The sequence below is a fragment of the Paenarthrobacter sp. YJN-5 genome, assembly GCF_015040095.1.
Taxonomy (GTDB): domain Bacteria; phylum Actinomycetota; class Actinomycetes; order Actinomycetales; family Micrococcaceae; genus Arthrobacter; species Arthrobacter ureafaciens.
The window spans coordinates 129,496-155,711 of sequence record NZ_CP053544.1 but is presented as its reverse complement, the minus strand read 5'-3'; the positions used below and the strand labels follow the sequence as shown (position 1 = coordinate 155,711).

Annotated in this window: 25 protein-coding genes; 12 read left to right on the top strand and 13 right to left on the bottom strand. The window is 62.7% G+C overall.

Going from position 1 to position 26,216, the window contains the following annotated elements; all coding sequences use genetic code 11:
* Positions 1-98 precede the first annotated feature (98 nt).
* The 4 genes from HMI59_RS00745 to HMI59_RS00730 all read left to right on the top strand — a co-directional run bounded on the left by HMI59_RS00745 (position 99) and on the right by HMI59_RS00730 (position 3,597).
* A complete protein-coding gene (locus HMI59_RS00745) occupies positions 99-389 on the top strand; it encodes a hypothetical protein (protein ID WP_009357488.1) in 291 nt (96 codons plus the stop codon).
* A gap of 43 nt (positions 390-432) precedes the next feature.
* On the top strand, positions 433-1,008 hold the full coding sequence (locus tag HMI59_RS00740) for a hypothetical protein (RefSeq protein WP_009357489.1): 576 nt from the start codon (positions 433-435) through the stop codon (positions 1,006-1,008).
* A gap of 86 nt (positions 1,009-1,094) precedes the next feature.
* Positions 1,095-2,762, top strand: a complete 1,668-nt coding sequence (locus HMI59_RS00735; RefSeq protein WP_193593625.1) for a thiamine pyrophosphate-dependent enzyme — start codon at positions 1,095-1,097, stop codon at positions 2,760-2,762.
* A gap of 514 nt (positions 2,763-3,276) precedes the next feature.
* Complete coding sequence (locus HMI59_RS00730; RefSeq protein ID WP_193592507.1) at positions 3,277-3,597, top strand: hypothetical protein; 321 nt, start codon at positions 3,277-3,279, stop codon at positions 3,595-3,597.
* Positions 3,598-3,703: 106 nt separating this feature from the next.
* On the opposite strand, the gene HMI59_RS00725 is transcribed toward HMI59_RS00730, so the two are convergent.
* Entirely contained in the window at positions 3,704-4,438 is a 735-nt protein-coding gene (locus tag HMI59_RS00725) for a FadR/GntR family transcriptional regulator (RefSeq protein WP_009357492.1), read from the bottom strand.
* 77 nt (positions 4,439-4,515) lie between these two features.
* Entirely contained in the window at positions 4,516-6,255 is a 1,740-nt protein-coding gene (locus HMI59_RS00720; RefSeq protein ID WP_193592506.1) for an L-lactate permease, read from the bottom strand.
* Positions 6,256-6,441: 186 nt separating this feature from the next.
* Between HMI59_RS00720 and HMI59_RS00715 the strand changes: the two genes are divergently transcribed.
* The 5 genes from HMI59_RS00715 (at position 6,442) to HMI59_RS00690 (ending at position 11,440) form a co-directional block, all read left to right on the top strand.
* Positions 6,442-7,245, top strand: coding sequence for a (Fe-S)-binding protein (locus HMI59_RS00715; RefSeq protein ID WP_193592505.1), 804 nt, complete (start codon positions 6,442-6,444; stop codon positions 7,243-7,245).
* Entirely contained in the window at positions 7,242-8,762 is a 1,521-nt protein-coding gene (locus HMI59_RS00710) for a LutB/LldF family L-lactate oxidation iron-sulfur protein (RefSeq protein ID WP_193592504.1), read from the top strand. The genes HMI59_RS00715 and HMI59_RS00710 overlap by 4 nt, the downstream gene beginning before the upstream one ends.
* Positions 8,759-9,391 (top strand): lactate utilization protein C, encoded by a 633-nt coding sequence (locus HMI59_RS00705; protein ID WP_009357496.1) that lies wholly within the window; start codon positions 8,759-8,761, stop codon positions 9,389-9,391. Before HMI59_RS00710 ends, HMI59_RS00705 begins: the two co-directional genes overlap by 4 nt.
* Before the next feature lie 98 nt (positions 9,392-9,489).
* On the top strand, positions 9,490-9,810 hold the full coding sequence (locus HMI59_RS00700) for a hypothetical protein (RefSeq protein ID WP_193592503.1): 321 nt from the start codon (positions 9,490-9,492) through the stop codon (positions 9,808-9,810).
* Between the two features lie 676 nt (positions 9,811-10,486).
* Positions 10,487-11,440 carry an Abi family protein gene (locus HMI59_RS00690; RefSeq protein WP_227471489.1) on the top strand — a complete coding sequence of 318 codons (954 nt, stop codon included), beginning with the start codon at positions 10,487-10,489 and terminating at the stop codon, positions 11,438-11,440.
* Positions 11,441-11,850: 410 nt separating this feature from the next.
* On the opposite strand, the gene HMI59_RS00685 is transcribed toward HMI59_RS00690, so the two are convergent.
* The 7 genes from HMI59_RS00685 to HMI59_RS00655 form a co-directional block, all read right to left on the bottom strand.
* Positions 11,851-12,720 (bottom strand): carbohydrate ABC transporter permease, encoded by an 870-nt coding sequence (locus HMI59_RS00685; protein WP_227471488.1) that lies wholly within the window; start codon positions 12,718-12,720, stop codon positions 11,851-11,853.
* Entirely contained in the window at positions 12,717-13,685 is a 969-nt protein-coding gene (locus tag HMI59_RS00680) for a carbohydrate ABC transporter permease (RefSeq protein WP_193592502.1), read from the bottom strand. Before HMI59_RS00680 ends, HMI59_RS00685 begins: the two co-directional genes overlap by 4 nt.
* Positions 13,686-13,741: 56 nt before the next feature.
* Entirely contained in the window at positions 13,742-15,049 is a 1,308-nt protein-coding gene (locus tag HMI59_RS00675) for a sugar ABC transporter substrate-binding protein (RefSeq protein WP_193593622.1), read from the bottom strand.
* 225 nt (positions 15,050-15,274) lie between these two features.
* Positions 15,275-15,586, bottom strand: a complete 312-nt coding sequence (locus HMI59_RS00670; RefSeq protein ID WP_193592501.1) for a putative quinol monooxygenase — start codon at positions 15,584-15,586, stop codon at positions 15,275-15,277.
* Complete coding sequence (locus tag HMI59_RS00665) at positions 15,579-16,625, bottom strand: zinc-binding dehydrogenase (RefSeq protein ID WP_193592500.1); 1,047 nt, start codon at positions 16,623-16,625, stop codon at positions 15,579-15,581. The genes HMI59_RS00670 and HMI59_RS00665 overlap by 8 nt, the downstream gene beginning before the upstream one ends.
* A gap of 35 nt (positions 16,626-16,660) precedes the next feature.
* Positions 16,661-17,683, bottom strand: a complete 1,023-nt coding sequence (locus HMI59_RS00660) for a zinc-dependent alcohol dehydrogenase family protein (RefSeq protein ID WP_193592499.1) — start codon at positions 17,681-17,683, stop codon at positions 16,661-16,663.
* A 102-nt stretch (positions 17,684-17,785) separates the two neighbouring features.
* Positions 17,786-18,772: an ABC transporter substrate-binding protein gene (locus tag HMI59_RS00655; protein WP_227471487.1), complete on the bottom strand. Its 987-nt coding sequence runs from the start codon at positions 18,770-18,772 to the stop codon at positions 17,786-17,788.
* 318 nt (positions 18,773-19,090) lie between these two features.
* On the opposite strand from HMI59_RS00655, the gene HMI59_RS00650 reads away from it, so the two are divergent.
* From HMI59_RS00650 to HMI59_RS00640, 3 genes are all read left to right on the top strand, one after another.
* A complete protein-coding gene (locus HMI59_RS00650) occupies positions 19,091-20,110 on the top strand; it encodes a LacI family DNA-binding transcriptional regulator (RefSeq protein WP_193592498.1) in 1,020 nt (339 codons plus the stop codon).
* Positions 20,111-20,341: 231 nt separating this feature from the next.
* Complete coding sequence (locus HMI59_RS00645; RefSeq protein ID WP_227471656.1) at positions 20,342-21,364, top strand: LacI family DNA-binding transcriptional regulator; 1,023 nt, start codon at positions 20,342-20,344, stop codon at positions 21,362-21,364.
* A 19-nt stretch (positions 21,365-21,383) separates the two neighbouring features.
* Positions 21,384-22,097 (top strand): HAD-IA family hydrolase, encoded by a 714-nt coding sequence (locus HMI59_RS00640; RefSeq protein ID WP_193592496.1) that lies wholly within the window; start codon positions 21,384-21,386, stop codon positions 22,095-22,097.
* A 301-nt stretch (positions 22,098-22,398) separates the two neighbouring features.
* Here HMI59_RS00640 and HMI59_RS00635 read toward each other — a convergent pair whose 3' ends face one another.
* The 4 genes from HMI59_RS00635 to HMI59_RS00620 form a co-directional block, all read right to left on the bottom strand.
* The gene (locus HMI59_RS00635; RefSeq protein ID WP_193592495.1) at positions 22,399-22,632 is read right to left on the bottom strand and encodes a competence protein CoiA family protein; all 234 of its coding nucleotides are present in this window, start codon (positions 22,630-22,632) and stop codon (positions 22,399-22,401) included.
* A gap of 110 nt (positions 22,633-22,742) precedes the next feature.
* On the bottom strand, positions 22,743-23,471 hold the full coding sequence (locus HMI59_RS00630) for an SDR family oxidoreductase (protein WP_193592494.1): 729 nt from the start codon (positions 23,469-23,471) through the stop codon (positions 22,743-22,745).
* Between the two features lie 53 nt (positions 23,472-23,524).
* On the bottom strand, positions 23,525-24,652 hold the full coding sequence (gene tal / locus HMI59_RS00625) for a transaldolase (protein WP_193592493.1): 1,128 nt from the start codon (positions 24,650-24,652) through the stop codon (positions 23,525-23,527).
* Entirely contained in the window at positions 24,649-26,148 is a 1,500-nt protein-coding gene (locus HMI59_RS00620) for a mannitol dehydrogenase family protein (protein ID WP_193592492.1), read from the bottom strand. Before HMI59_RS00620 ends, tal begins: the two co-directional genes overlap by 4 nt.
* Positions 26,149-26,216: the final 68 nt, after the last annotated feature.

Genomic DNA, 26,216 nt, shown 5'->3' with positions numbered 1-26,216 from the left:
TTGTGACGACGGCTGCCATTACTGCGAGGGACCGGAGACCGACTAGCCCCCGTAGAAGCGCCCGAGAATGCTTAGCCTCTTTAACAGAAAGAACCACCATGAACTCCTACCGATGCGATGACTGGGGCCGCTTTGTGGGCGCTGAAGTCGAGATCCGCAGGCGCGGCCGGTTAGTGCGGGCCGGAGTCGTTGACGCCGTCGCCGCCGACGTCGCAATGCTGTGGCTGGCGGCGGACGGCGCAGAAAGCCGAAGGATCTTCGAAGCAGCAGAAGGATTCGAAGTGTGGGCTGATTCCCACGACCTGCCGGAGAAGCGCCGTCCCGCGGCGATCAGCCAACAGGCGACAATGCCGGCGCCTGAGGCTGCGAGGACCAAATGCCCGAGATGATGACGAGCAACAGCACAAGCCACTGCCGCCAGGTTGCCACGAGATGACTTACACCTACAGGAGCAAAGCAGGTTCCGAACAGCGGGCGGTGCGCGACAGGCAGAAACTCCACCAAGGACTCATCATCCAGGGCCAAGGCCTGGCCCGCATCTCCAGCAGACTTAGCAGTCTGCGAGGCGAGCTGGACTCAGGAATTGCACAAGCTATCTGGGACGATGTGCCCGTGCACGTAGTCGCTTGTGCAGCAGGTGTAACCCCCGCCAAAGCAAGATCCCTCGCGTTGGCCTGGGAAGAACTCCCCCACTCCGGCGTCACCGCCAAATCCCACGTTCAAAGCCTCAGCGCCGTTAGCCAGCAGGCCAACAAACTCGAGGCCGTACGAGGGGAATTACAAAAGCAACAGGAACAGCTCATCGTCAGAGCGCTTGAAACGGGACTACTCGACCCAGCACAGCTGGCGACGGCTTCCGGCCTCACCCTCGAACAGATCAGCATTCTGGCCCGCGCAACACGCCACAACAAGCCTCTGACACGACCCGCCCCGGGTCCTGAAAATTTGGCGCCTGCGGGCCTGACACCGAACCTCATGGAAAACCTAGGAGACGAGAAGAACCAGTGACAACGACCTCAGCTTCGCCCGAGGCACCGCAACAAGGCCCTTACGTGTTGGATTCGACCGCGTCGGCAGATCCCCGTGCCGGAGCGGTGAGGGCCGGTGCAGGTGAGCTTCCCGCTTGGCAGCTGACCAAATCCGCAGGACACGTCATCGTCGACTCGCTCGTTGCCCATGGCGTCACGCGCGCTTACGTCGTTCCCGGCGAGAGCTTCCTCGACGTCCTCGACGGGCTCCACGATTCGCCCATAGACACCGTCGTGTGCAGGCATGAGGGCGGTGCCACTTACATGGCTGAAGCTGACGGCAAAATGAAACAGCTGCCGGGCGTCGCCATGGTGACCCGCGGCCCGGGTGCAGCGAATGCACACGTTGGCCTGCACACCGCTTGGCAGGACTCCACTCCCCTGGTGCTCTTCGTGGGCCTCATCCCGTTCGTGCACAGGGACCGGGAAGCCTTTCAGGAGTTCGATATCAAGGCATGGTTTAACAGCGGCGCCAAGCGGGTGATGGTGCTTGATCACGCCGAACGAGCCTCCGAAATCGTTGCTGAAGCCATGTTCGCAGCCATGAGCGGGCGCCCCGGCCCTGTTGTGGTCGGTCTTCCCGAAGACGTCATCCGCGAGCACGTTGACCCGGCAGTGCATCCGGTCATACCCGTCGCCACGGGCGGAATGACGACGGCGGACGCAGCTGCAATAACCGCAGCACTGTTAGATTCCACGAAGCCCTTGTTCGTCACCGGTGGCAATGACTGGTCCCAGGCGGCCGCCGATAAGCTCACGGCCTGGCTGGAGAAGCACCATCTCCCCGCAGCCGCAGAATGGCGGACGCAAGGGACCGTCCCCTTCGACTCCCCATCATACGTCGGGCCAATCGGTTACGGCCGGCCACGCCCCACCTATGATCTCCTGGAAGAAACCGACCTGCTGATATTCGTCGGCACAGTGCCCGGCGATGTCATCACCGACGGTTTTGTCTGCCGGCAGGACTGGAACAAGAAGAATTTTCTCGTCACGATCGACTCCTCCCTGCGCGGACGATCCGGCCCGGTCTCCTGGCAGATCGTGGCGAAACCTGACGTCTTCATCCGCGACCTTGTCGAGATCGAGCTCCCGGTGAAAGAAGAATGGAAGGCCTGGACATCCCGCATGCGCAAGGAACAGGAAGCCTTCGCTGCTCTGCCACCTGCCGCTCCAGGCAACGGTCCGGCACGAATGGACACCCTCATGGCCAACCTCGTCCCCACGCTTCCCCATGACGCCATGGTCACTTTCGGCGCCGGGGAACATACCAACTGGGCCCACCGGTACTTTCCTACCCGCCGTTACGCCTCCATGCTCAGCGCACGCAACGGATCCATGGGGTACTCGGTGCCCTCAGCGATCGCCGCCTCCCTCGAAACACCCGGACGACGGGTCATTACCATCGCCGGCGACGGCGAATTCCTCATGAACGGGCAGGAACTGGCCACCGCAGCACAATACGGAGCCACTCCCCTGGTTGTCGTGATGGACAACCAGGAATACGGAACCATCCGCACCCACCAGGAACGCCACTACCCGGACCGCGTCTCCGGAACCCAGCTGAAGAACCCGGATTTCGCCCTGATGGCCCAAGCCTTCGGCGGCCTCGGCATAAGAGTCGAACAAGATCACGATATCCCGCAGGCCCTCACCGCAGCCCTCAAAGCCATAGACGATGACAACGTATTCGCACTCATCCATCTCATCGTCGAACAACGCGTCAAAGCGTACTAACACCCCCCTTGCCGATCCTGGACCGTTCCGGAATCGACCACATCACTGGAACATCCAGCACATTAGCCTCCGCCGACCCTGACGCCGGACAGCACTCCCCTTCCTCCTCACAGGGACCCATGAAAACCGCTAGGGTTTCCCAACCTCGCAACTGAGAGGCTCCTGATTCAATCTTCAAAGGGCCACTGCAGAGGGACCTTGAAGGCTCATACCGCGTGCCCAAAAAGAACGAAAGTCTCAATGGAAAGCACGCGCGCTCTGCCGGACCTGGAGAAGTCACCAATGTTCCCGACCATGCCCGCCGCCCTCTCGGTACGAGTCGAGAGGGCAGGCGGATGAGATTACTTGATCCTGCTTACCGGTAAAAAGCGAATACATCGCGATTCACTGTCAATAAAACGGAACTTCGCGCTATCTTGACGCACCGCCGTTCCCCGTCCGCCGGATAGGTTTCGCTCCGGACTCCCGCGGGATACGTGACTTTCAGCCCCCGAGCGCCGATGTGCTTGCTTGCTTGTCACCGTTCAACGTTCCGTCCGCCGTGAGGGTTGCCGCGGCGAGTTTCGGTGGATTCGTCAGGCGCCCCGTCACCTCTGCAAGACTGGCCGGCGTTTCGGTATTCGTCGCCCAAAGCGAGTCTGACCACTTGATCCCCCGGGAACTTCTTGCGCGCACCTGGTCCTACCTTCTCAACGATTCAGGGAAACAGACCTACGCCCGACGCGACCCCGGCGCCCACAACTTCACCCCTGACGCCGTCAACAAACTGAGCAGCTGGAGCACCGGACGGTTCCAGCCCATTTCCCGTGCCGCCCAGACGCGGCCGGGGAAATGAACGTCTTCCTCGGCGGGGCTTGCCGACCACCGCCAGAAGCTGGTCCCGGGGTATCGGCGGAGCAACACCCGAGGCGGGGTCGGACAACGTTCTGGCACGGCATGGCCTAGTTGTCGGTCGCTTCCTGTGCCTTCTTGTGGAACCATTCGATGTGCTCTTGCAGGAGTCGGGCCGCGAGTTCTCCGTCGCGTGCCTTGACGGCGTCGAAGATGCCGTGGTGTTGGGTGCGGAGTATGGAAATGACGTCCGGCCAGGCGTCCATGGCCTCCATGGCACCTTTCACGTACCCGACAATGGCACCGCTTAGGGATTCCATCATGGTCGCCACTACTGCATTGCCGGCAAGGGAGCTCAGCGTCACATGAAACCTGGCGTCCAGTTCATGGAAGGCTTCACGATTGATGTCTGGGTGGTCCATGGCGTGCAGTAGCTGAGCGGCCTGCTCCAGGTCTTCCTCACCGCCAACTCTTTTCGCGCCGGCCCGGGCTGTCCAGGTTTCGAGCAGGATGCGGGTCTCCACGATGTCTGCGACCGGAAGTGTGCTGCTGGCAACGTGCAGCCGGAGTGCGGACGATAGTCCGGCGGACGGGTCGGAGACGACGATTGCACCAGAGGTGGGTCCGGATCCGACGGAGCTTCGCAGTATTCCCATGGCGTCGAGGACGCGGATGGCTTCGCGCACTGAGGCCCGGGAGATGCCGTAGTTTTCGGCGAGTGTTCGTTCGCCGGGGAGGCGGTCGCCGACTTTGATTTTGCCCGAGCGCAGGTCCGCTTCGATGTCTTTAAGGAGCGCGTCATGGGTGCGACGGCGTGGGGTCGCTCCTGCGTCAACGGTTGCCACGGGCGGGTCGGTCCTTAATGCGCGGGGAGTGTGCGGGCATGCCTGCCCGCACACTCCGTACTGTTTGGGTTGGAACGCTAGGGCAGCATCCAGCCAAGGATGGGGGTGGACTGGAGGTAGGACAGCGTGCAGAGCACGAGCAGCAGCGCAACACTCCATCCCACTACTTTACGCAGGATCACGGATTCCTTGCCTTCAAGGTTGACCGAGGATGCGGCGATAGCGAGGTTTTGTGGGCTGATCAGCTTGCCGACGACGCCGCCGGAGGTATTGCCAGCCACGAGAAGGTTTGGATCGATTCCGGCCTTCAGGCCTGCGGTCTGCTGGAGCTTGCCGAACAGGGCGTTGGCTGAAGTGTCAGAGCCGGTGACTGCCGTGCCGATCCACCCCAGGACCGGTGAGAGGAATGCGAAGAAGGTGCCGGTGCCGGCCAGCCAAGTGCCGATGGAAATCGTCTGCCCGGAGAAGTTCATGACATAAGCCAAGGCGAGGACCGTGATGATCGTCAAACCTGCCCAGCGCATCCGGTAAATGGTGTTCCAAATCTCCTTTACCGCATCTCCAATCGTGATGCGGTAGCGGCCACCGTCGTTGTACTTGGAATACACGGCGGCGACGATTAGGCCTGTGAGCAACAGCAGGGTGCCCGGGGTGGAGAGCCACTGGAATGAGTAGACGGTGGATGAGATGGGCTTGCCCTCGGCATTGACGAGGGCGTCGTGCAGGATCGGCCACGGGATCTTGATATCGGTCGAGGCGAGGAATGCGGGGACGTTCACGCCAAGTTTCCACAGCTTTGCGATGCCGAAGACGACGATCACGAGGAAGTACGGGAACAGGGCCAGCCAGGTGCGCCTGGGGGTCAGGCGGTCTTCGGCGGTATCTGCGGTGGCGACAGCTGAGCCCCGGCGTGAGCCGCCGCCTGCCGTGGCGGAGGCTGCCTTCTCGGCTGCCTCAGCGAGCACGCCCAGGCGTTCGCGTGCGGCGTTGCTGCCCTTGGGCGTCCAGACGCGGAAGAACAGTACGGCCGCGCCGAGCCCGGCGAGGGAGGCGACGATGTCGGTGAGTTCGTAGGAGAAGTAGTTCGAGCAGAGGAACTGGGCAACGGCGAAGGAGAAGCCGACAACGAGCGCGGCGGGCCAGCAGTCCTTGAGGCCCTTGCGGCCGTCGAGGATGAAGAGCAGGATCAGCGGCACGATGGTGGCCAGCAGCGGTGCCTGGCGTCCGACGATGGAGGCAATGTCCGTGGCCTGAAGCCCGGTGAGCCCGGCGGCGGTGGTGATCGGGATGGCCATGGCGCCGAAGGCGACCGGGGCGGTGTTGGCGACCAGCACGGCGGCAGCGGCACGCAGCGGAGGCAGTCCGAGAGCGAGCAGCATGGTCGCGGTGATCGCGACCGGGGCGCCGAATCCTGCGAGGGCCTCGAGCAGGCCGCCGAAGCAGAAGGCGATCAGGACCGCCTGCAGGCGCACGTCGCCTTTACCGATCACGTCAAAGACGCGGCGGAGGTCCTCGAAGCGTCCGCTGAGGACGGTGACCTGGTAGAGCCAGACGGCCATGATGACGATCCACAGCACGGGGAAGGCGCCGAAGACCCCGCCCTGGGTGGCGGACAGCAGCGCCAGGCCGGCCGGCATCTGGAACGCCACGATGCCGACGAGCAGGGCCGCCAGCAGGGCGAAGGCCCCGGCGATATGGGCCCTGGTTTTGACGACGGCGAGCAGGATGAAGAAGGTCAGCAGCGGCAGCAGGGCGACGATGGCCGACCAGGCGATGCTGTTGAGCACCGGGTCGGTGCTGGGGGTGAACTGGTCCACGGAGTTCCTCCACATTGAGGGGGCGACAGGGGGAGTATGGTCTGACCTCTGTGGTCGAACCAGTAGAGTGTAGCGCACATCTCCCCCGATTGTGAGCCCCTTCACTTGAGCATCGGTTGTTGCCAGTGGCGCCGGTCACGTGGTCTACTATGGTCAGACCACAACCCCTTAGCCCGAAAGGCTGTCATGCGAATCGCTTTGTTCGCTACGTGCATCGTGGATGCGATGTACCCCGCCACGGCGCGGGCCACCGTAAAGATTCTGGAGAGGCTGGGACACGAGGTCGTGTTCCCGTCCGGCCAGGCCTGCTGCGGGCAGATGCACGTTAACAGCGGCTACATCAAGGAAGCCGTCCCCGTCATCGCCAACCACGTGAACTCCTTCGACACCGAGGACTACGACGTTGCCATCGCCCCTTCGGGGTCCTGCGTCGCGTCCGTAAAGCACCAGCACCCCATGGTCGCCCGCGCCTGCGGCGACAAGGACTTGGAAGCCCGGGCCACCGCAGTCGGCGCCAAAACCTACGAACTGTCCGAACTCCTCGTGGACGTCCTGGGCGTCACAGACGCCGGTGCGCAGCTGGGCTCCTACTTCCCGCATCGGGTCACCTACCACCCCAGCTGCCACGGCATGCGCCTGCTGCGGCTGGGTGATCGGCAGTCCCGGCTGCTGGCCACCGTGCAGGGAATCGACATGGCAGAGCTGCCCGAAGCGGACCAGTGCTGCGGGTTCGGTGGCACGTTCTCGATGAAGAACGCCGATGTCTCCTCGGCCATGCTGGAGGACAAGACGGCCAACATCGCCTCAACCGGCGCCAGCCTGTGCGCCGGCGGGGACGCCTCCTGCCTGATGCACATCGGCGGCGGCCTCTCCCGGCAGGGCAGTGACGTCGCCACCCTGCACCTGGCCGAAATCCTTGCAAGCACCGTTGAGGAGCCCGCGGCCGTTAGCGGCGATGTGCTCGTCTCCATCGGAAAGGCAACACGATGAGCACCTTCCTTGGCATGCCCTCCCTGCCCGTCTACGGCACAGGCAACCTGCACGCCTCCCAGTCCTTCCCAAAGGCGGCCCACCGGGAGCTTGGCAACGCCCAGCTCCGGGCCAACCTTGGCCACGCCACCCACACGATCCGGGACAAACGGCTCAACGTGGTCTCGGAACTGCCCGACTGGGAAAATCTACGCGACGCCGGCTCCGCCATCAAGGAATCTGTGATGGCCCGCCTGCCCGAGCTGCTGGAACAGTTCGAGGCGAACTTCACCGCCCGCGGCGGCGTGATCCACTGGGCCAGGGACGCCGATGAGGCCAACGAAATCGTGGCCGGGCTGATCCGGGCGACCGGGGAAACCGAAGCGGTCAAGATCAAGTCCATGGCCACCCAGGAAATCGGCCTCAACGAGTACCTCGAAGAACAGGGCATCGCCGCCTATGAGACCGACCTCGCCGAGCTGATCGTTCAGCTGGACCACGACAAGCCCAGCCATATCCTGGTCCCGGCAATCCACAAAAACCGCACCCAGGTACGGGACATTTTCCTCCGCGAAATGGAAGGCGTGGACCCTGAGCTGACCAACGACCCCGCACGCCTTGCCGGCGCCGCCAGGGCGCACCTGCGCCGGAAATTCCTCACCGCCAAGGTCGCCGTCTCCGGTGCCAACTTCGCCCTCGCAGATTCCGGTACCCTCGCCGTCGTTGAATCCGAAGGCAACGGCCGGATGTGCCTGACCCTGCCCGAGACTCTGATCACCGTGATGGGCGTGGAGAAACTCCTGCCCACCTGGCAGGACCTTGAAGTGTTCATGCAGCTTCTCCCGCGGTCATCAACTGGTGAGCGGATGAACCCCTATACCTCCCTCTGGACCGGCGTCACCGAAGGAGACGGGCCCCAGAACGTCCACCTGGTTCTGCTGGATAACGGCCGCAGCGCTGCCCTGGCCGATGAAATGGGCCGCTCGGCACTGCACTGCATCCGGTGCAGCGCTTGCATGAACGTCTGCCCCGTCTATGAACGCACCGGTGGCCACGCCTACGGGTCAACGTACCCTGGCCCGATCGGGGCGATCCTCTCACCCCTGATGACCGGCATCCAGGCCGAGGAGAACAACTCGCTGCCTTATGCGTCCTCGCTGTGCGGGGCCTGCTACGACGCCTGCCCCGTCAAGATCAACATCCCCGACATCCTGGTGCACCTGCGCAGCGTGGACGTGGACAGCAAACGCGGGAAAAAGAAGATCCCCACCCAGATGGACATCGGCATGAACGCCGCATCCTGGGCGCTGTCCTCCGGCAAACGGCTGGGCATGCTTGAAAAAGGCCTGCCACTGGGACGCCTGGCGGCCGGCCCGGACAAGAAAATCACCAAACTGCCCGGCATCGCCGCCGGCTGGACGCAAAGCCGTGACATCCCGGCCCCGCCCAAGCAATCCTTCCGCGACTGGTGGAAGAAGGAACACCACGCCCCGGACACCGCCCCCGCCGCAACCCACGACCAGGAAGACCAGCCATGAGCGCCCGCGAAGAGATCCTCGACCGGATCCGCACCGCCCTAAAAGACACCCCCGAGGTTCCCGTTATCCCTCGTGGGTACCGGGCCTCGAGCCAGTTGGACGAAGCCGAACTGATCGAGCTGCTGGTGGACCGCCTGATCGACTACAAAGCCCGGGTCTCCATCGTGGACACCGCGGACGTTCCTGCCAAGATTGCAGAACTCCTCGCCGGGGCCGGCAGCTACGTTGTGCCAGCCGGGCTGGACGCCGGCTGGCTCACCGGACCGGAACTCGAACAGGACAGCCGGCGGCGCACGGACTCGGTGACCGCGCCACTGAGCGTCGCCGAGCTCGATGGGATCGACGCCGTCGTGACGGGAAGCGCCGTGGCCGTCGCCGAGACCGGGACCATCATCCTGGACGGCAGCCCCAACCAGGGCCGCCGCGCTATCACCCTCGTCCCGGACCACCACATCTGTGTTGTGAAAGTCGCCGACATCGCCGGGATCCTGCCCGAGGCCCTGGGCCGAATCAACGGCACCAGGCCTTTGACCATGATCAGCGGGCCCAGCGCCACCAGTGACATCGAACTGGAACGGGTTGAGGGAGTTCACGGCCCCCGCACACTCGACGTCATCATCGCCCGCTAAAACCCACGGACTACGGGGGCGCGGCCGGCATCCAAGCCGTGCCCCCACAGTGCCGGCGCCCACCCGTTCACCACCGCCGCCGAACGAAAGGCACGCCCATGCCCGTCTACCGCCACGACACCTGGAACACTCTCCGCGGCACCGTCGTGGAAATCCGAAAAAACGGAACCACTATTCGCACAGGGCTCGTCGAAGATGTCATGCCCGATTCCTCCGCCCTGTGGATCGCCGCCCACGGGCTGACAGGCCGCGTACTCATCGAAGCCGCTGAAGGACATGAAGTGTGGGTGGAACCAAAGCAACTAAAAGGTACCCGCGCCTACCGCATGACCTGGTCCGCGCTACACCCCGACGCGGCCGGAACCGGCGTGAAGGCCCCACCCACGGACGGCTGCGCTACCACATCCGCACAGCAGTAACGGAAAGAGCATGACCAGCGGGTTCCTCTGCCCTGTCTACTTCCTCTCCGACAGCACCGGCATCACCGCGGAAACCCTCGGCAACACCTTGCTGAGCAGATAGGCATCACGCTCAAACCCAGCGGCCGGCCAGTACCGACTGAGGCTGGTGCTGGTCCGTGATGGTGCAATCAGCTTCTGAGATTGAGTGCAGGCGGCTTCTGGAAGGGACATTAGGTCCGGAATCTCGTGTGAATAGGCAACACCCCAATCTGACGTAAAGGCCGTCTGACGAGGGAAGACTTTGGCGCTCGTGCGACCTATCGGGACTGTCTTCGCGGCAGTCTGGTCGCAACTTGGGAGGTCGCAACCGCGGGTCCCCGATCACGCTGTTCAATCCCAGGTTTCATGGGCTATCCCGAGATTTTGTCGTATCCCACTCGCTCCATCTTCCTGAAACCTGTCAGAGTGGGGTCTAAGAACAGCATGAGGCACTGTCAGTAAAACGACATCGTGAACTTACTCTGACTTCGGGCGTGGGCGTCGCCGCGAACGAAGCGCTAACTTCGAGGGAGTTCAGGCTTCACTCGAATGGAGCCGAATTGGGAAATCCGATATAGTTGAAGCACTACGACCGGTTCCGCCTACTTCGGTAGGTCCAGGGCCGGTCTTCACTTTCCCTGAGCAGGAGCCTCAGTTGCCCGCACCCGTGAAGGCCTACAAGACCTACGAGGAGCAAGTCGACCTCCTTGCCTCCCGCGGGATGGCCATCGCGGACAGAGAAGCCGCCATCCAGCAGTTGCAGCACACGAACTACTACCGCTTGAGTGGGTACTGGTATTCCTTTAGGCACCAAGGACCTTCAGGTCGTGAGGACAGCTTTTACACAGGAACGACGTTCACCGACGTCGTCAGGCTCTTTAACTTCGATGCGAGTCTGCGAACAGCGACCTTTGCCTCCCTCGCACCGATCGAACTGGCGTTGCGCGCACTACTCGGCCACGCCCTCGGGACGATCGACGAATGCGCCCACCTCAAACCAGCATTCCTGGGTCCGAGAGCAGGCCAGGGAACCTCTTATGCCATGTGGATGCAGCGGTACAAGAAGAGCCTGGCTGATTCAAAGGAAGACTTCGTCAAGCACCACCAGGCCAAGTACGGCGGAACCCTTCCTGTGTGGGCAGCCGTTGAAGTCCTCGACTGGGGAGCACTCACCTACCTGTACGGCTTTTCGCCGCGGCAGACCCAAGACGATCTCGCGGCCACGTTTGGCCTGACCGCGCCGCAGCTCGAGTCCTGGATGAAATCACTTAACGTCCTGAGAAACATCTGCGCCCACCACGGACGACTTTTTAACAAGGTCCACGCAATAAAGCCCAAACTTCCAAGCGTCGGCCACATACCCGAACTCGATCACGCCCGCCACGAGATGAACCGCACCTTCGGCCAACTCACCCTCATCCAGTACATGCTCCGGACCCTCAACGTCGGGCGGACCAAACTCCTCCCAGCCGTCCTACGCTCATACCCAGATGTACAGCTACTTCCTATCTCACACATTGGCGCCCCGACCAACTGGGCCACTTCCCGCTCTGGAATTAGCTACCCGAACGCATCCGGCGCCTGCGATATGTGTCGCAGGACAGCTTGACGGAATCACGGTTATCGGCGTTGAAACAACGGGAGTAGAAGTAGCTGCGAGAACTCCCGTCATCCCGCTGGCAAGGGCCCTGAGCCGGGCCAACAGCGGCTGGAAGGACTGTCCTCGATCTCTGCGGACGTGCGCGAGGAAGTGCTCCCCCAACTATGCACTCCCGCGCCCGCTCGAGCTCGAAGACGCGGTCAACCGCATTCCCGTTTAGAACGACACAGCACGCCAGAACATCAGGCAGTACTGGTGTTCTGGCGTGCGGTCCAGATTTGGTGCTTGGATGGAAGGGGCCGAGGAGGTCAGTGAAGGTCTTCCGCTTCTGGCGTATGAAGTTGATCAGGGTTGTCGCAAATCCCCGCCGACGGTGAGTGGTCCTCGAATTCTTACTTGACCGCGCCCAGTGATAGTCCTTAGACGAGCTTGTCTTGGGCTGCGAATCCGGCGAAGAGTACGGGCAGGGAGATGACGACGGCTGCTGCGCACACTTTGGCCAGGAACAGTCCTTGGCTGGAGACGAAGCCGGTCAGGAACACGGGTGCGGTGCCGGCGACGACTCCGGTGAGAACGCGGGCCAGGAGCAGCTCGTTCCAGCTGAAGATGAAGCAGATCAGTGCGGTTGCTGCGATTCCGGGCATCGCCACGGGGGCAATGACTTTCCGCAGGGTCAGGATCAGGTTGGCTCCGTCGAGTTGGGCAGCTTCGAGCATTTCCACGGGGACTTCGGCGAGGAAGGACCTCATCATCCAGACGGCGATGGGCAGGTTCATGGACGTGTACATGAGGATGAGGAACCAGATGTTGTCCAGTGCCCCTGCGGTCTTGGCGAAGAGGAACAGGGGCAGCACGGCGGCCACTACCGGCATCATCTTGGTGGAGAGGAAGAAGAACAGGACGTCGGTCCACTTCTTCACTGGGCGGATGGAGAGCGCGTAGGCGGCCGGAATCGCCAGGGCAAGGACCAGGACAGTTGAGAGGATCGAGGCTGTCGCGGAGTTGATCAACGCCGGCCAGGGGCTGACGCCGGAGCTGGCGCCGAAGAACTCCTTGTAGGCGTCGATGGTCAGGTTAGCGGCGACTGAGGGCGGGTTGGTGGCTGCATCGTTCTCGGAGTGGAAGGACGTGAGGACCATCCACAGCACTGGTGAGGCGAACAGCAGGGCCAGAAGCCATGCCGCCAGGCCGGCGGCGGTCTTGTTGCGTGTCGGGTCCGTCTTGGACTTCCGTTTCCGGACGACGGGGAAAGACTGGGTGGAGCGGTTGGTCTGTGTGAGGGCGGTCATCGTGCTGCCTCCTTTTTGAAGAGCGAGAAAACGGTCCGGAGTGCGAAGGTGGCCACGATGATCGTGCCGAAAACGACAACGACACCGGCGGCGGAGGCCAGACCGTATTCGTTGGCGAAGTAGAAGGTCTGGTAAATGGCGTAGGGCAGGTTGGCGGTCCCGAGGCCGCCGGCGGTGAGGGTGAAGACAGCGTCGAAGTTTTGGACGATGTAGATCGCGCCGAGCAGTCCGCCGAGTTCGAGGTATTGGCGCAGGTGCGGCAAGGTGATGTACCGGAAGATCTGGAACGGGGTCGCGCCGTCCATTTGTGCAGCTTCGATCACGTCTGCCGGTTTGGACTGCAGGCCTGCCAGGAGGATGAGCATCATGAACGGGGTCCACTGCCACACCAGGGACACGATGACGGCCATGAGCGGTGTCTGGGAGAGCAGGTCCGGCTGCGGTGGTGTCGTGCTGCCGAAGAGGGACCATATCCATGTCAGCGTGCCGTTGATCAGGCCATAGGTGGGGTTGAGGATTGCGTGTTTCCAGACCAACGCCGCGGCGACTGGGACGACGAGGAAGGGCGCGATCAGCAAGGTCCGGGCGAGGCCGCGGCCGATGAATTTCTTGTCCAGCAGCAAGGCCAGGCCAAGTCCGATGGCCAGGCTGACCAGAACGACGGACGCGGTCAGGACGATGGTGGTGATGATTGCCTGACGGAGGTCGGAGTCGGTGAGGACCTGGATGTAGTTTTCCAGACCGGCGAAGCTCGTCGCGTTGGGCTGGAGACTGTTCCAGTTGAGGAATGAGATAACAAGCGTGGCCACGAAGGGCAGCTGTGTGACCACGATGAGGAAGATCAACGCCGGCAGCAGTGGGGCACGGCGTGCCCAGTCTGCGGCCCGTTCCCGGGCCGTTGTCGAGTTTGCCTTTTGGGGTGCCCGCTGTCCTGTCCTGGAAGCGAGCGTTGTTGAGGAAGTCATGTTTTGCCTTATGTCCTTGGGGTTCCCGGCGGCGAAGCCGATTACCGCCCGCTCGTTTACTTCTGGTTCTTGTACTTGTCGGCCACTCGCTGGGCAGCCTCCTGCCCCTTGGCCAGGGCATCCTCTACGGTTCCTTGCCCGGCGATGGCAGAGCTGATTCCTTGCGAAACCCGGGTGCCCAGATCAGCGAATTGAGGGATGCCGACGAACTGGATGCCGATGGCGGGTCGTTCCTGGACACCGGGGTTCTTCGGGTCAGCGCTTTGGATGGCCTCACGTTCGGCTTCGAAGAACGGTGCAGCTTTCTGGAAGTCGGCGTTCTCGTAGGTGGAGGTGCGCTTTCCGGAGGGGACCTTTGCCCACCCGAGCTTGTCTGCGACGAGGGTTTCGTACTTCTTTGAGCTGGCCCAGGAGATGAACTTCCAGGCAGCGTCCTGCTTTTTGGACGCGGCCTGGACACCCCAGGACCAGGTCCACAGCCAGCCCGAGGACTTGGTTTTGTTCACTGGCGCCTGAACATAGCCGATCTTGCCCTTGACCGGGGAGTTGTCTGCTTCGAGGGAGCCGCCGGCTGATGAGGCGTCGTACCACATGGCTGTGCGGCTCTGGGTCATGTTGTTCAGGCATTCGGTGAAGCCTGCCTGCGCGGCGCCCGCCTCGCCGTGGTTACGGACAAGGTCAACATAGAATTTCGTGGCCTCGGTGAATTCCGGCGAGTTGACCTGGGCGTTCCAGTTCTTGTCGAACCACGTGCCGCCGAAGGTATTAACGACGGTGGTCAGCGGGGCGGCGACCTGTCCCCAGCCGGGCTGGCCGCGCAGGCAGATGCCTTTCATGTTCGGCTCCGCGTCGTCAACCTTTGCGGCCAGATCGGCGACCTGGTCCCAGGTGGGGTTCGCCGGCATGCTCAGGCCATGGGCGTCGAAGATGTCTTTCCGGTACATCAGCAGCGAAGACTCACCGTAGAAGGGTTCACCGTAGAGTTTCCCGTCTTTACCGGTCAGGGACTCGGTGTAGGCCGGGAGGATGTCAGCCTGGTCGAATTCGGTGTCCTTGGCGGCGTAGTCACTCAGTGATGCCAGCCATTTGTTGTCCGAGTAGAACGGAATCTCGTAGTTCGACAGGGACGCGATGTCATATTGGCCTGCCTGGCTTGAGAATTCCTGGCTGATCTTGGCCCTGACATCGTTTTCCGGGAGCACGGTGAAGTTGACCTTGATGCCGGTGTCTTTGGTGAAGTTTTCAGCGGTGAGGCGCTGAAGGTCTTCCATTTGCGGGTTGTTGACCATCAGGACGTTGATGGTGTTGGCATCGCCGGCGACTGCTCCGCCGCCACCGGCGCCTGCACAAGCGGTCAGGGTCATTGCGGCCGCGGCCACGACGGCCGTGGGCAGGACGATTTTGCGGATGGCTCTGTGGACTTTCACAGGATTCTCCTCAGTGATTGTTGTCGAGAATGTAGGGCGCTGCGGGGCAGGCTGGGGTCTTCGTGGCGCTGCCGGCAAGGCAGCAGCAATGGCGGGTCCGCGACGCGGACCCGCCAAGACTGATGGATCGTCTCCACGTCTTTTCTCGACGCAGAGGGGTGACTATGCGGCTTCGTTCTGGTGGGCGAACTCCTCCAGCCAGGTCAAGGACGTCATGTCTCCTTCGATGTGTTCGCCGATTTCGGCGTTGAACCGGTGACCGTATTCTGCTGCCATGTGCTGCCGGAAGGCCTCGTCATCGCTGTACCTCTCCATGACAAAGTACTTCCTGGGCTGTTCGGCCAAGGTGAAGGCAAGGAACATGAGGTTGCCGGGTTCTGCTTGAACGAGCGGAATGAGTTCGCGCATCATCTCGGCCACGCGCTCCTCATGACCGGGCAGGACGGTGTACTCGGCGTAGAGGTCCCTAGGCACCGGCGTTCGCCCCCGCCAAGGCCTCGGTTCGGGTGAGGACGACTTTGACTTCTTCTCCGGCGGCGGAGGCGCGGAAGGCCTCGGCGACGTTGTCGAAGGAGAACTGTGAGGTGATGAAGTCCTCGGCGGTGACGCTGCCGGCCTGGATGATGTTGATGGCTTCTTCGTAGTCTTCGGGCATGTAGGTGGCGCTGCCTTGGAGTCGTACCTGGAGGTCCTGGAGTTCGGGCAGGGCCACGGTGACGGGTTTGGCCGGGACGCCGACGACCATGACGGTGCCGCCCTTGGAGGCCAGCTTCACGGACAGGTCGATCGTGGACTGGATGGAGACGCAGTCAAAGACGACGTCGGCGCTTTCGCCCAGTTCCGTGCGGACGGCCTGGACCAGGTCGGGGCGGTCTGCTTCCAGGACGGCGTCGGCGCCCAGGCGCAGCGCACGTTCGCGTTTGCTCGGGAGCATGTCGGTGACCACGATCTTCCGCGCCCCGGCGTGCCGGGCGGCGGCCAGGACGAGCAGCCCGATGGTGCCCGCGCCGATGATGACGACGGCTTTGCCTTCGACTCCGCCGGAGAGCCGGACGGCGTGGACGGGGGTGGAGAGCGGTTCGATCAGTGCTGCCTGCAGGTCCGTCATCCCTGCCGGGATGACGTGCACCCGGTTCGCGGGGATGGTGAAGAAATCGGCCATCCCGCCCTGGTCGTAGCCGCAGCCGAAGAACCGCAGGTTTTCGCAGATATTGGACCGGCCCGTGGTGCACATCTTGCAGGTCCAGCACGGCAGCGTGGGTTCGACGGTGACGTGGTCCCCGACGCTGATACCGGACACGGACCCGCCCACTTCCCGGACGATCCCGACCACTTCGTGGCCCGGGTTGTAGGGCAACGGAACGAACGGGTGATGCCCCGCAGCGGCGTGCGTGTCCGAGCCGCAGACCCCCGTGACCGTCGTCTCGACAAGAATCTCATGGGCCTCCGGCGCGGGCTTCGGCACGTCAGTAAGGACAATCCCCTCCGGACGGACAACAACTCGTTTCATCATGGCTGTGCTCATTGCTTTAGTGATCTCTCTGATTGCTACGGAACGATGACGACTTTGTGGGCCGTTTTGTCTTTGCGCAGCGTTTCCAAGGCCTTGCCGTACTCGTCGATGCTGAATCGGTGGGTGATCATCCCCGCTGTGCTGGCACGGCCGCTGCGAAGCGCTTCAATGGTCGCCGGGAAGGATGAGATTTCAGCGAAAGACCCCTTGATGGTGATTTCCCGGCGGAAGACGTCGTAGGGGCTGATGCTGACGCGATCGTCAGGGCCGGTGACGCCGTAGAACATGACAGTACCGCCATCACGTGTCAGACCCACAGTGGTCTCGGCCACTGCCGGGGAACCCGTGGCGTCGATGACAATATCGAAGCCGGCGCCTCCGGAGAGTTCGTGGAGTTTCGCCACATCCCCGGCAAGGTCACTGCGGTCCATCAGGTAGGTATCGTCGATGCCCAGTTCCTTGGCGCGTTCGAGCTTGAAGGCCGAGGATGCTGCCACGGTGACCTTCGCGGCACCACCCTTGGCCAGCAGCTGCGACAGCAGCAGGCCGGTGGGTCCAGCGCCGAAGACCAGCGCCGTGCTGCCGGGCTTGACCTGCAACGTTTCGAGTCCGTGCATGGCGCAGGCTGCGGGTTCAGTGGCCACGGCCGTGTCATCGGCGATTCCATCAACGGAATAGGTGTACTGGACGGGGACCGTCAGGTATTCCGCGAATCCGCCCGGCCAGTTGGTACCGATGCCTTTGAGGTTTTTGCAGAGCAGAGGCCGTCCGGAGCGGCAGGAATGGCAGTTTCCACAGCTGATGTTCGGGTTCACGGTCACCCGGTCCCCGACGGAGAACTCCGTGACGTCCTCGCCCAGACCGGCGATCGTACCGACGATTTCGTGGCCGGGAATGAGCGGGAAGGCGGCGTAGAAGTCTCCCTCGTGGATATGCAGATCCGTCCCGCACACGCCCGTTTGAATCACCTTGATCAGAACCTCACCGGTCGCCGGAACCGGCGTGGGAATGTCCTGGATGGTGAATGAGCTCGGGGCGTCGTAAACAACGGCTTTCATGGGATTCTGACCTTCGTGTTGGGCTTGTTGGCGCGCTGCAGGTGGCGCCGTGGTTGGTGTGCCGCGTCCCGGGAAGCTGCCCGGGACGCGGCAGGCCGTCTGCTAGCAGCCGGACTTGTAGACGTACTCGGCACCGTCGGTGTCGACGTTGTCCGCGGTGATGACCTTGAAGTTGGTTTGGATCTTCGCGGTGACTTCCGTGCCCTTGAGCGCTGCCAGGGCCTGCTTGACGCCGTCAACGCCGATCTGCTCGGGCTGCTGTGCGATAAGGGCTTGGACCGTGCCTTCCTTGAGCTGCTTGACCTGTGCCGGTCCTGCGTCGAAGCCAACGATCTTGACTTGGTTCTTCATGCCCGCCTGACGGACGCCAGTGGCACTGCCTTCGGCCGCTGCGGTGTTGCCGGCAAAGATGCCAACGATATCGGGGTCCTTGGCCAGTGCCGCGGAAACAAGCTTTGCTGCCTCAGCTGGATCGTTGTGGCTGTACTGGACTCCCACATACTCAAAGGAGGAGTCCTTCTTCACTGCCCCTTCAAACCCTGCGACACGCTCGTCCAACGTTGAGACGCCAGGATCGGTGGAGACAACGAGAACCTTGCCGCCGGAAGGATTGAGCTTCTTGATCGCTGCGAAGGCTTCAGCGCCGCCGCCCCGGTTATCCGAAGCAATCGCCGAAACCGCCACGGAAGGATCGCCCAGGGTTGTATCAACCAGGACGACCTTGATGCCGGCATCGGCCGCGGCCTTGATGGGCACCTGCAGAGCCGTTGCATCCGTCGGGGAGATCAGCAGCGCGTCGGGCTTGGAAGCGACGACGGAGTCGAGAATTGGCCGCTGCAGGCTCGGGTCAAACTTCTGCGGACCCTGGGTGTCCGTCGTGACGCCATCGGCCTTCGCCTGCTTCTCCACACCGCATTTCATGCTGATGTAGAACTCATCCCCCACCAGGCCGGGGACGAAGGCAATCTTGTAGGGCTTGTCCCCGGCCGCCGTAGCGCCGCCGGCCGAGGGCGATGAGCAGGCGGTCAGGGGAAGAGCAGCAAAGGCTCCTACGGCGAGAATGGCGACGAGGGGCTTCTTCAACATCATTGGTGGATCCTCATTCTTAGGTGGTTTTCTGCCTCGGGGCTCCTGGCAGCGTGCTGGGGACTGCGGTCTGGTGGCGCGTGGGTAGTAGCCGGACAGAGCCCTGTGCGAGATCGTTCAGCCGGGGCCTCGATGAAGGTTTCCTAGCTGGCAAGAAACGAAGCTACCCGCGTATGTCATCGATGTCAATTGATTTTTGTCATCGATGTCAGATTGAATGAAAAACGACTTCCGACGGTCGCGCCGGCGAGGGAGCCCCGATCCGGATCCGGAGATCGTGCAAGCGGCCGCACTCACAGCGCTTCAAACCGGAGGCACCACATGACCACCATGCAGGACGTCGCCAGGCGTGCAGGCGTCAGCGCCAAGACCGTCTCCCGCGTGTTCAACGACGAAGCCTACGTCTCCCCCGAGACCCGGGCCCGGGTGGAACTGGCCATGGAACAACTCGGCTATGTGCCGAACATGCTTGCCCGCACCTTCAGGGAAGGGCGAGCGTCCGTTGTCGGCATTGCCGTGCCTGATATCGCCGACCCGTTCTTCGCCACGATCATCAAAGCAATCGACCGGCAGGCCCAGACGCGCGGATACACCATCGCCGTCACGAGCCTGGGCTTTGACGAAACCAGGGAGCGCCCGGTCATTGAGGCGCTGCTGCGTCGCCAGGTCGACGGCCTCGTGGTCGCACCGATCAGCAGCGACCAAAGCTACCTGTCGCCCTGGCAAACCCAGACTCCCATCGTCTTCATCGACCGCGAGCCGGCCAACATCGAGGCGGACATTTTCCTCGAAGACGACCGCGGCGGCGCCACAACAGCCACCAATCATCTGATCAGCCGCGAACACCGGAACATCGCCTTCATCGGGGACTCTGAATCGGTCATCACCACCCGTCGACGGCTCGAAGGGTACAAGGATGCGCTGCGCGCGGCCGGGGTCCCGGTCCGGGATGACCTGGTCGTGCTCGTGGACAAGGATCATGCCAGCGACCGACTGCTGCACCTGCTCGAAGGCCCTGCCGCGCCGACGGCTGTCTTCTCCTCCAACTCCCGAACCTCACAGGCGCTGTTCCCTACCGTCCAGAAGCTTGAGCCTGGAACTGTGGCTTTCGTCAGCTTTGGAGACTTTCCCATGGCCGCCGTGCTCGAACCTGCCATCTCCGTGATCAACCAGGAGCCCGCGCGCCTCGGCCGGGCATCCGCACTGCGGCTGTTCGACCGGCTCGACGGAGCCGAACATCCATCCGCGGCGCGGACGATATTCGGTGTCGAACTGGTCGAACGTGCATCATCCATGTTCAACGCCCGGAAGCCAGTCACGCCGCGACGGCCCGTCCGCTGACCCTTGCAGATATATGACATCGATGACATGATGAATGGGACCAGTTCTCGTGGAGGATAATCCCGGTCAGTTCCCCTAGCCGAGGGCCCCGATCCGGTGCTTTCTGAAAGGATGATCTCAGCCGGCTCAAGAACCGGCTTGATGATCCGAGCAGTCATCGAAGCCAAGGATGATCCGACCGCGCCGAAGGGTCTTCCTCTCGATGGGAAATGAGACGCACCAGTGACAACAATGCAGGACGTAGCGGACCTGGCCGGGACCAGCGCGAAGACAGTTTCCAGGGTGTTCAACGACGACCCTCATGTCAGCGATGCGCTCCGCGACAAGGTCCGGTCAGCGATGAAGCAACTGAACTACGTACCGAACATGATGGCCCGGACTTTCCGCGAAGGCCGAGCCCCCGTCATTGGAATCGCCGTCCCGGACATCGCCGACCCGTTCTTCGCAGCACTGATCAAGGAGATCGAAACCGCCGCGAGGGAACAGGACATGTCCATCGTGGTGACGAGCCTGGGCGATGACCCGGCACTGGAGCAGGGCATCGTGGAGATGACCGTCCGGCGTCAGATCAGCGCACTGGTCATCGCACCGATCGCCCACGACCAGTCATATCTGGGACGATGGCAAGCCAATCTGCCCATCGTCTTCGTCGACCGCGCCCCCAACAAAGTCACAGCGGATTCCTTCGTTGAGGATGATCTGGGGGGCGCCAGGGAAGCCACCGAGCACCTCATAGGGCACGGGCACCGCAGGATCGCCTTCATTGGCGACTCCCCCACCATCCCGACCACACGGCTTCGTCTGGAGGGCTACAAGGCCGCCCTTGAGGCCGCCGGCATTGCCGTTGACGAGGACCTGATAGCGCTCGGTCCCAGGGAACCGGAGATAGCAGCGAACGCTTGCCTTGATCTTCTGAAACTGGCGGACCCTCCCACAGCGATCTTTTCCTCGAACGCACGCTTTTCAATTGGTGTTTTCCCCGCCCTGCAGGCGGCCAAGAGGACTGATGTCGGGTTGATCAGCTTCGGCGATTTCCCGATGGCCGACGTACTCCGGCCTGCGGTCACGGTCGTCGACCAAAACCCCCACAATCTGGGACGGGTCGCGGCTGAGAGGATCTTTGCCAGGATCAGCAGCCCGGCCCGCAAGCTGCGCCGCCGCAATGTCCTTCCCGTCGCGCTGGTGCGACGCGAATCGTGTGGCTGCACCACCTCAACACCAGCCCAGCAGGGCGTCCAACGCGTTTCTGCCTAGTGAAATAAAGGAATACCCCATGCCCTCGACACATGCCGCTGCCCCCCACGGCGTGGACGCGCTCCGCGAGCTCACCTTCGATGCTGTTCTCTTCGATCTTGACGGTACGCTCGTCGACTCTACACCCGCCGTCGTCCGGTCCTGGCTGACATGGGCCGCCGAAGAGAACCTCGACCCAGAGTTCAGAGAGCGTATGCACGGCATGCCGGCCCCCGAGATTGTGCTGGCGCTGGTTGGAGAGGAACGGTTTTCAGACTCTCTGCAGCGCGTTCTTGACTTGGAACACCGAGACACGCATGACATCGTGCCTCTGCCGGGGGCACAAACTCTGTTGTCCTCCATCCCGGCGGGCAAGGCAGCGATTGCCACTTCCTGCACGGCCTCGCTGGCTGATGTGCGTATCAAGGCGGCTGGCCTTCAGGCGCCCCGGCTGGTTGTCTCCTACGATGATGTCAGCGCCGGGAAGCCGGCACCTGAACCTTTCCTGAAGGCTGCGGAAGGGCTGGGTGTGGACCCTGCCCGCTGTCTGGTTGTCGAGGACGCGCCGGCCGGTATTGCTGCAGCGCGGGCGGCCGGGTGCCGTGTCCTGGCAGTTACCGGCACTCACGCGGCTGACGATCTGAGGGCTGATGCGGTCGTCGACAGCCTTGAAGGTCTGGAATTTCGGAGCGTCGACGGTGCACTGACGCTTGTCACCACACAGTCGCTCGAACCCAGGCCTGCGTCTGCGTGAACGGTGCCGACGCAGCGGCGGATCGCGTCTGCTGATGTGTCTCTGGTATCGGCCAGGTCCAGGGTCATCGAAGGGCCCCTATCGGGCGGGTAAGGCCGGTGAGATGGGTCTTGATCGCTTCAATGCCGGATGATCGGCTGGACCGGGGATCTTCATCGTCGTGCCAGTGGCCCCGTATCGAGGACTTGATGGGGCATCGACCTGCGGCTCCCCCGCCGCAGACGTAACCTGTTGCGCAGGGTTTTAGTGGTTGCTGCCTCACTGCAGCCGGCCCGGGAGGGCTCGGTGGCTGGCACGGTTTCTATTGGAGGAATTTGAAGGCGCTCCAGCCTGCAACGGCTTTGAGCGCACAGTCGGCGGTGTGCTGGGCGGCGAACGATGGTCTCCGTTGTGCACCCGCGCGGTAGACTGCCGGGGCGTTGCATGCCAGGCAGACGAACGATTTTCGTCGTGGTTTCTGCCACTGGAGGTCTTGTCGGCTGAATTCCTCGGCGGCCCATTCCTGTCCGTCGACGAGGCACTTCGCCCGGTTCATCTGCATTCTCCTTGTTCGTTGGGAGTATGGCACTGCCCGGTGCGCTGTACTCAGCGGACCGGGCAGTGAATTTGTGGGGGTGTCCATGCGTTCATGGCACCCACAGGCATTTAGCGGCTGCTGTAGCCACCGTCGATGGGCAGGGAAACGCCGGTGATCATGGCGGCGGCGTCGCTGAGCAGGAACACGATGGGTGCGGCGATGTCGTCAACGGTCGCCCAGCGGCCCAGGGGCATCTGTTCCAGGAAGGGGCCCTGGATGTCGGGGCGTCCCCAGTACCAGGCTGACATCGGGGTCATGACCACGGTCGGGTTGACACTGTTGACACGGATGTTGTGCTTGCCCAGCTCCAGCGCCGATACGCGGGTGATGTTGTCCAGGGCGGCCTTGGAGGATCCGTAGGAAATGTGTCCCGTCAGGGCCACGAGGCTGGCCTGGCTGGAAACGTTGACGATGGCACCGCCGTTGCCCTGCCTGATCATGGAGGGAACGGCGTACTTGATGACCAGGAGCGCGCCGCGGGCGTTGATGCTGATGACCTTGTCGAAGACATCGATGTCGGTCTCCTGCGGGGTTGCGATTTCGCCGCCGTAGCCGCCGCAGTTCACGACCCCCCACAGGTCCAGGCCTTCGATGGCGTCCTTGATGCTTTCCTCGGACGTCAGGTCGAAGGTCAGCGGCTGGGCGCCGGTTTCTTCGCAGAGCTCGGTCAACGTTTCGAGTTTGCGTGCGCTGGCGATGACCTTGGCCCCGGCCGCGGTGAGTTGCCTGACGGTGGCCGCACCAATGCCTCCGCTGGCTCCGGTGACGAGGATGGTGCGGCCGTTGAGATCAGTCATGGTATTACTTTCTGTTCGTTCTTTGTGGTGTGTTGGCTGGGCCGGCGGAGGCGTCAGGCGTTCGCCTGCGCCGTCCGGCTGTGGTCCAGTGCTGTGGTGACGGTTTCGACGAGCTCGTCCCAGGAGGCGTTGAATTTCTGGACGCCTTCTTGTTCGAGTTGTGCTGTCACTTCCTGGTAGCTGATGCCCAGCGCCTCGAGTGCTTCGAGGGTCTTGTGGGCGTCTGTGTAGGCGCCGGTGACGGTGTCTCCGCGGAACTGTCCATGGTCGTGGACTGCGTCCAGGGTTTTGTGGGGCATGGTGTTCACGACGCCGTTGGCGACCAGTTCAACGACATACGCGGTGTCGGGCAGGGCCGGGTCTTTGACTCCGGTGGATGCCCAGAGGGGGCGCTGCGCGTTGGCGCCGGCGTCAAGGAGCCGCTTCGCCCGTTCGGAGGTGAAGGCCTCTTCGTAGATTTCATAGGCCAGCCGGGCGTTGGCGATGCCGGCCTTGCCCTTGAGCACGGTTGCCTCCTCGCTTCCGATAAGGTCAAGCCGCTTATCGATCTCGGCGTCGACGCGGGAAACGAAGAAGGACGCGACCGAATGGATGGTGGACAGGCCGATTCCGGCCAGCTGTGCCCGTTCCAGACCGGCCAGGTACGCGTCGATGACCTTGCGGTAGCGTTCGAGGCTGAAGATCAGGGTGACATTGATGCTGATGCCGGCGGCGATCGCTTCGGTGATCGCGGCCAGCCCTTCGTCCGTGGCAGGGATCTTGACCATGGCGTTGGGGCGGTCAATGGCTGCCCACAGTTTTTCGGCTTCCGCGGTGGTTCCGGCGGTGTCATAGGCCAGGCGGGGTTCGACTTCCAAGGAAACCCTGCCATCAAACCCGCCGCTGGCCTCGTAAACGGGTGCCAGCAGGTCCGCTGCGCGGCGGACATCCTCTGTGGTCAGGTCAAAGATGGCATCCACGGGCGCTGCGCCGGCGTCCGCGAGTTGTCCGAGTTGCTCTTCGTAGGCGTGGGCTTTGGACAATGCCGCTGCGAAGATCGTTGGGTTGGTGGTCACGCCGACGACGTTCCGGTCCTGGATCAGTTTCTCCAGGTCTCCCGAACTGATGAGGAGGCGGGAAAGGTCATCGAGCCAGATGCTCACGCCTTCGCGTGAGAGTGCCGCTGTGGGTGAGTCGGTCATGAAGTTCTCCTGACAGGTGAGGTTTGGGCGATGAGGGACTGCACGGCGCCGCGTGCCCCGGACTGTTGCAGGGTTTCGCGGGCGTGCAGATATGCGCTGACGAATCTGGGGTTGGTGCCAAGGTCGCCAAAGATGCCGGTCTGTCCAAGGAAAGCCGCGGGGTCCTCTGTGGCGGCGGAGACAGCTGTGCGGAGTTCGCCGAGGCGTCGGTCGACAATCTCGATCTCCTGACCTTGTTCGTCGGTTCCGTCCAGGAACCGTGCCCAGGCTGCGACCACGAGTGCGGCCTGCTCAACCGGGCCGCCCAGATCGAGCTGTTCGCGCACTACCGGGAGGACGAACTTGGGGATGCGTTCGGAGGCGTCGACCATTTGACGGGCGAGGGTGTCTTTGATCGCGGGGTTGGAGAAGCGGCGGATGAGTTCGTGCCGGTAGGCGTCCAGGTCGATGCCTGGGACAGGGCGCAGTGTGGGTGTGGCTTCGCTTTCCATGAAGCCCAGAATGAAGTCGGTGAACAGCGGGTCGCTGCAGACCTCGTGGACATACCGGTAGCCCGAGAGGTAGCCGAGGTAGCTCATGACCTGGTGGCTGGCGTTGAGCAGGCGCAGCTTCATGAGTTCGTAGGGTTCGACATCGTCCACGATCTGCACACCGACGTCCTCGAACCGGGGGCGTCCGGTGGTGAAGGAATCTTCCAGAACCCACTGCTCGAAAGGTTCGGCGACGACGGGCCAGGCGTCCTGGACTCCGTAGTTGTCGGTGACGGAAGCGCGGTCGGCGTCGGTGGTGACAGGGGTGATGCGGTCAACCATGGAATTGGGGAAGGCCACGTTGTCATCAATCCACGCGGCAAGATCGGCATCCTTGAGCCGGGCGAATGAGACCAGTGCCTTCCGGGCGATGTTGCCGTTGCCTTGGATGTTGTCGCAGGACATGACGGTGAACGGTGCTGTTCCCTGCTCGCGCCGCTGCGCGAGGGCGGCAGTGATGAGTCCGAAGACGGAGTATGGAACGGTGTTGGGCTTCAGGTCGTGAAGGATGTCCAAGGCCCGCGGTTCGAATTCCCCGGTGGCGTCGTTGATGCTGTAGCCGCCCTCGGTGACCGAGAGCGACACGATCCGGGTCGCGGGGTCGGCGAGTTTTCCGATGACCGTGGAGGGGTTGTCGGGGGCGTAGAGGTATTCCGTGATGGATCCGATGATCCTGGCTTCTTCGCCGCCTTCGGGGCTCTTGAGCACCAGGGTATAGAGGCCGTCCTGGTCTTTGAGGACATCGCGCATGTGCATGTCCGAGGGAAGGACACCGACACCGCAGATTCCCCAGTCCTGGGAGTTGCCCAGGTTCAGGAGCCTGTCGATGAACATGGCCTCGTGTGAGCGGTGGAAGCCTCCGACGCCGAAATGAACGATGCCGGTCCTGACCGCGCTCCGGTCATAGGTGGGAATGGGGAGTTTGTCGGCCAGCGCAGGCAGGGCCGTGTCATTCAGGGACGTCATGATCATTTCTCTTCGGTCTGGGGTGGTAAGACCGGTGCTGTTGGCGTTTGGGGGATCGACAACAGCAC